The 6,251-nt window shown below is 36.0% G+C and carries 4 protein-coding genes and 1 other annotated feature; all 4 genes read left to right on the forward strand.

The annotated features are described in order from the left end of the window. Window positions 1-175 precede the first annotated feature (175 nt). The 4 genes from ACEN31_RS10810 to radC all read left to right on the forward strand — a co-directional run bounded on the left by ACEN31_RS10810 (window position 176) and on the right by radC (window position 6,118). Window positions 176-910, forward strand: a complete 735-nt coding sequence (locus tag ACEN31_RS10810) for an NAD-dependent protein deacylase (RefSeq protein WP_197105340.1) — start codon at window positions 176-178, stop codon at window positions 908-910. Between the two features lie 79 nt (window positions 911-989). Beyond that, window positions 990-1,193: a binding site (T-box leader), on the forward strand. Window positions 1,194-1,281: 88 nt separating this feature from the next. Continuing rightward, a complete protein-coding gene (locus ACEN31_RS10815) occupies window positions 1,282-3,918 on the forward strand; it encodes a valine--tRNA ligase (protein WP_407109414.1) in 2,637 nt (878 codons plus the stop codon). Window positions 3,919-4,025: 107 nt separating this feature from the next. After that, entirely contained in the window at window positions 4,026-5,366 is a 1,341-nt protein-coding gene (locus ACEN31_RS10820; RefSeq protein WP_407094622.1) for a bifunctional folylpolyglutamate synthase/dihydrofolate synthase, read from the forward strand. A gap of 56 nt (window positions 5,367-5,422) precedes the next feature. Then, complete coding sequence (gene radC / locus ACEN31_RS10825; protein ID WP_407109413.1) at window positions 5,423-6,118, forward strand: DNA repair protein RadC; 696 nt, start codon at window positions 5,423-5,425, stop codon at window positions 6,116-6,118. The last annotated feature ends 133 nt before the right edge of the window (window positions 6,119-6,251 follow it).

Raw genomic sequence — 6,251 nt, forward strand, 5'->3', positions numbered from 1 at the left:
AGAGAGACACTTAAACATAGGAATAAAAAAAGAGCCAAGGTGACTGCGTCACCTGGCTCCTCGGTCCACCAACATCAAAAATTCATGAACCTTTATTTTTCAGCAAAGTCATTTGTATGAAAAATAAAGAGTTTTTTAGTAATATGAATATTAACAATGACATCAGGAGGCTATTATGAATAATATTGAAAAGTTACAACAACAAATAAAAGATTCAAAGCGTATCGTCTTCTTTGGTGGGGCAGGTGTATCGACTGAAAGTGGGATTCCAGATTTTCGTTCGGCAGAAGGAATCTTTGTTCAAGAGACCGGTTACCAATATTCACCCGAAGAAATTATTTCGCACTCATTCTTTCAACAGCATCCTAAAGTTTTCTTTGATTTTTACTTTGATAAATTAATTTATCCTGATGCAAAACCAAATTCAACGCATCAATTTATTGCTGATTTAGAAAAGTTGAATAAAGACGTCACAGTCATTACACAAAACATTGACGGCTTGCATCAAGATGCGGGAAGTACGACAGTCTATGAACTGCATGGAACGGTGAGAGAAAATTATTGTCTAAAATGTCATCGAGAATTTACAATTTCAGAGTTAGAAAGAGATGCTGATGGCATTCCAAGATGCCCGGATGATCAAGGAATCGTTCGACCGAATATTGTCTTGTACCAAGAAGGTTTAGATCAAGATATTCTCAATCATGCGATTAAAGCTATTCAAGAAGCAGACATGCTAATCATTGGAGGAACTTCTTTAGTCGTATATCCTGCTGCTGGTTTAGTAAATTATTTTGGTGGCGAATATTTAGTGGTTATTAATAAAACAATCATTCAAGCGGGTCAACAAGGGGCTTTAACTTTCGAAGACAGTTTATCAAATGTATTTAACCAAATTGAGTTAAACTAAGTTGAATAAACTGTGTAAAATGAGCCGTCGGCTACTTGTAGAATGTAGTAAGATTTGATACACTATGTCTATATTTTAATACATTGCTAAGAAGAGAAGAGTAATCGACAGCACACTACAGAGAGGGAACAATCGGTGAAAGTTCCTAATGTTGATGAAGGTAGCTTGGAGCAATAAAGTGCGAAGATATTTTTGAGTGCTTTACGGAGATGACACTTCGATACGAACAAAGAGAATGAGTAATCATTAAATTAGGTGGTACCACGATAACGTCGTCCTATGTTCAGACATAGGACTTTTTTTGTGAGAAAAATAAAGTGATACGATTTAATAATGCATACTAAAAATAATTATACTTAGAAAGGATTGACATAATGAGTAAAAAAGTATTATCAACTAAGTACCAACCGCAAGAAGTTGAAACGGGCAAATATGAACAATGGCTAGAAAAGGGTGTTTTTAAACCGAGTGAGGATCCGAATGCAGAACCTTATTCAATCGTTATTCCACCTCCTAACGTGACAGGTAAACTTCATTTAGGACATGCTTGGGACGTTACTTTACAAGATATGATTATCCGTCAAAAACGTATGCAAGGTTACGATACGTTATGGTTACCAGGAATGGACCACGCCGGAATCGCAACTCAAGCAAAAGTTGAAGCAAGATTACGTGAACAAGGTGTTTCAAGACATGACTTAGGTCGTGAGAAATTCTTAGAAAAAACATGGGAATGGAAAGAAGAGTATGCTTCACACATTCGTGAACAATGGGGAAAAATGGGGGTATCTGTTGATTACTCTCGTGAAAGATTCACCCTAGATGATGGCTTAAACAAAGCGGTTAATAAAGTCTTCGTTAAATTATACGAGAAAGATTTAATTTACCGCGGTGAATATATCATTAACTGGGATCCAGTAGCACAAACAGCTTTATCAGATATTGAAGTTATCCATAAAGATGTTCAAGGGGCATTCTACCATGTTGAATATCCAGTTGTTGGCTCAGATGAGCGTGTAGAAATTGCGACAACTCGTCCTGAGACGATGTTAGGAGATACTGCAATTGCGGTTCACCCTGAAGATGAACGTTACCAACACTTAATCGGTAAGACTGTTCTATTACCACTAATGGACCGTGAAATACCAGTTGTAGCCGATGAATACGTGGAACGCGAGTTCGGAACAGGTGTTGTTAAGATTACACCAGCGCATGATCCTAATGACTTTGAAGTAGGAAATCGTCATGACTTAGAACGTCTAAATGTGATGCATAAAGATGGATCAATTAATGCTAACGGTGGAAAATACGAAGGCATGGACCGTTTCCAAGCACGTAAAGAAGTAGTTAAAGACTTAAAAGAACAAGGTTACTTAATTAAAGTTGAAGAACACCTACACTCTGTAGGACACTCTGAAAGAAGTGGGGCTGTTGTAGAACCATATCTTTCAACTCAATGGTTCGTAAGAATGGAACCTTTAGCTAAACAAGCGATCGATAATCAAAAGACTGATGATGCGGTAGAATTCTTCCCACCAAGATTTAATGATACATTTATTACTTGGATGGAGAATGTTCATGACTGGGTTATCTCACGTCAATTATGGTGGGGACATCAAATTCCAGCTTGGTACCATAAAGAAACAAATGAAGTATATGTTGGTGAAGAAGCACCATCAGATATCGAAAACTGGGAACGTGATGAAGACGTATTAGATACTTGGTTCTCATCTGCATTATGGCCATTTTCAACGATGGGTTGGCCAGAAGAAACTGACGATCTTAAACGTTACTTCCCAACAAATACGCTAGTAACTGGATATGATATCATCTTCTTCTGGGTAAGTCGTATGATCTTCCAATCATTAGAATTTACTGGTGAAAGACCGTTTAAGAATGTTTTAATGCATGGTTTAATTCGTGACCCTGAAGGACGTAAGATGAGTAAATCTTTAGGTAACGGAATTGATCCAATGGACGTAATTGAAGAGTATGGTGTGGATGCATTACGTTGGTTCTTAGCGAATGGTTCAGCGCCAGGGCAAGATGTTCGTTATATTCCAGAAAAACTATCATCAGCATGGAACTTTATTAATAAGATATGGAACGCAAGTCGTTATGTATTAATGAATGTGGATGATATGACGCTTGATGAAGTTCAGATTGGTGATGATATGACCTTAGCGGATCGTTGGATCTTATCACGTTTACAAACCGTAACAGAAAATGTTACTCGCTTATTCGATAAATTCGAATTCGGTGAAGCTGGTCGTATACTATACCACTTTATTTGGGATGATTACTGTGACTGGTACATCGAAATGACAAAAGAAAACTTACAAGATGATAGTACAGACAATACAACAACGAAAAGTATTTTAGTATATGTTCTAGACCAATTCTTACGTCTATTACATCCAATTATGCCATTCGTGACTGAAGAAATTTGGCAACAAATTGCTCCCGCAGACGAGTCAATTGTTGTATCAAACTATCCAACTGTACAAGATAAGTTCATTGACAAAGATAGTGAAGAAGCAATGACGAAATTAATTGATATTATTCGCTCAGTTCGTCAAATTCGTAATGAGATGAATACACCACTTTCAAAAGCGGTTGATTTATACATCAAAGTAACAGACGAATCAGATCGTAACGTATTAGAAGATAACATTGCTTATATTCACCGATTCTGTAACCCAGAGCATTTAGAAATTGGTAGCGAAGTTGAAACACCAAGTGAGGTTGTAACACAAACTTTACCATTCGCGCAAATCTTAATGCCATTAGAGGGCTTAATTAAGATTGAAGACGAAATCAAACGTCTTGAACAAGAGAAAGCTAAACTAGAAAAAGAAGTTGAACGTTTAGTTAAAAAATTAGGTAACGAAAACTTTGTTAAAAAAGCTCCTGAAGCCGTTGTAAATGAAGAACGTGCTAAAGAAGCAGACTATAACAAACAATTAACTGCAGTTACCGAAAGAATTGCAGAATTAAAAGCACTATAAAAAACAACGAGTATTCCCTAAAAGAAACAATTGGGCAATGAACAAGGAGTATTATTTTCAGGGGAGTTAATATTCGAATTATATTAACGGGGAGTCTTGATTATAAAATGAAATTTACTACTGTCGAACAAGCAACGGCTTGGCTAGATGCACATAAAAATCCTAAACAAAGAATTGGACTTAAGAAAATTGAAACAGCAATGAACTATGTTAATAATCCACACCTAGGACTTCCAGTTATTCATATAACTGGAACGAATGGTAAAGGATCAACAACCACTTTTCTTAAAGAATTGTTATTAAGCCAAGGACTAGCTGTTGGAACATTTACATCACCACACATTATGCGATTTAACGAAAGAATCAGTTACAATGGCGAAAATATTAGTGATGATGATTTAATTCGAATTATCGAACAAATGGTTGAAGTCAATGAATATATGGAAACAACTGAATATGGACGTTTAATTTTCTTTGAACTATATACTGTCATGATGGCTTTGTACTTCCAGGAAAAACAACCAGATGTTTGTTTAATTGAAGTAGGTATTGGTGGGGAAAATGATTGTACCAATGTATTTAAAGCTGATTTAGCGATATTAACTACAATTGGATTAGATCATGAAGATTTATTGGGAGATACTGTTGAAGCAGTAGCTACTGAAAAGTCAGGGATTATTAAAGAGAAATCGATTGTAGTCACTGGTCCCATCCAAGCCTCTCCCTTAAATGTCGTAAGTGAGCGTGCAAAATTAATGAACGGTTCGCATGTGAAATTTGATGTCGATTATGGTTTTGACAATATCCAAAACTTAAAAGAAAATGGATCATCATTTGACTTTTGGCAAGTCGTTGACGGTCAAAAACATGTTCGAAATTGGCAAATTACAATGCTAGGACGTTATCAAATAGATAATGCTACAATTGCCTTAAAAGCATTTATTGCTTGGATGTCACATCACGGTCAGTACATTAATTTTGAAGATGCTGCTTATGCGTTAAAACATACAAAATGGATGGCCCGAATGGAGAAAATTTCGGAAAACCCAATTATTTATATCGACGGTGCTCATAATGCGCATGGTTTAACTGCTCTAAAATCATTGGTCGATGAATATTTCTATGATAAAGAAATCACTATTTTGTATGCAGGCTTATCAACAAAAAATCAAGATGAGCAATTGCCAATATTACAATCCTTTGAAGCTGATAATCTTTATTTAACTCAATTCGATCATCGAAAAGCGATGTCGATTGATGATTTTGAAGAGTTAGCAGATGAGTTACTTGATACTTCTTTTGAGATGGTTGAGGACTGGCAAAGTTTTCTTTTAGAATTTGTTGAGGAAGCTGATGAGACCAAGGAAAGAATCCTATTAGTTACAGGTTCATTGTACTTTGTTTCAGATGTGAGACAATTATTTTTAAAAAAAGTGAAAATTAAATAATGGAAATGCCTCTTTTTTGCGTATTTATATATATACACAAAAAGGAGGTATTTTTTATGAACATTTCAAAATCATTTATTCGAGAAGTTCCAAAAGATTTGCAACCGAGGGAAAGATTACTGACTTATGGTGAAAAAGCTTTGTCAGATCAGGAATTATTAGCAATATTGTTTAGGACAGGGACGCGGGAAGAAAATGTACTCAATCTTGCCTTGCGATTTATCGATCACTTTCAAAATTTAAATGAATTAAAACATTCAAGCATTGAAGAGTTTCAACAAGTCAAAGGTGTCGGTCCAGTGAAAGCCATTGAACTGAAAGCTGCGATTGAATTAGGTTACCGGATTGCGACCAGTGCAGTGCCAAAGTATGGACACATTGTATCAACCCGGTCAGCTGGTGAATGGCTAATTACAGAAATGGCTGATTTACACCAAGAACATCTCGTCGTCTTGTTTCTCAATACTAAAAATGAAATCATTAAGAAGCGGACCATCTTTATTGGAAGCGTAAATAGCTCTGTCGCGCACCCGAGGGAAATTTTCAAAGAAGCGGTAAAGTATCCAACTGCTCGAATTATCATCGCTCATAATCATCCAAGTGGAGACACTCAGCCAAGTCCAGCTGATTTGCACTTTACGAGGCGAATGATTGCTTGCGGTGAGTTAATGGGGATCAATGTTTTAGATCATTTGATTATAGGACAGGATGAATATTTAAGTATTCATGAAACGACGAACTTATTTGATTAAATTTTTAGGTGTGTTGTAAGATGAAACGCAACACTAAAAAAAGACATGAAGATTCGTTATACTTAAGTCACCACAACATAGTATAAGGAGAGAATCTTCATGTCACACACTCATTTTAACACAAAGAAATCTA

This window comes from Ruoffia sp. FAM 26255 (assembly GCF_045528525.1).
GTDB classification, from domain to species: domain Bacteria; phylum Bacillota; class Bacilli; order Lactobacillales; family Aerococcaceae; genus Ruoffia; species Ruoffia tabacinasalis.

What these genes read in the sequence shown, in the direction of transcription:
- ACEN31_RS10810 (WP_197105340.1), top strand. Translation starts at nt 176, where the DNA reads ATGAATAATATTGAAAAGTTACAACAACAAATAAAAGATTCAAAGCGT.
- ACEN31_RS10820 (WP_407094622.1), top strand. Translation starts at nt 4,026, where the DNA reads ATGAAATTTACTACTGTCGAACAAGCAACGGCTTGGCTAGATGCACAT.
- radC (WP_407109413.1), top strand. Translation starts at nt 5,423, where the DNA reads ATGAACATTTCAAAATCATTTATTCGAGAAGTTCCAAAAGATTTGCAA.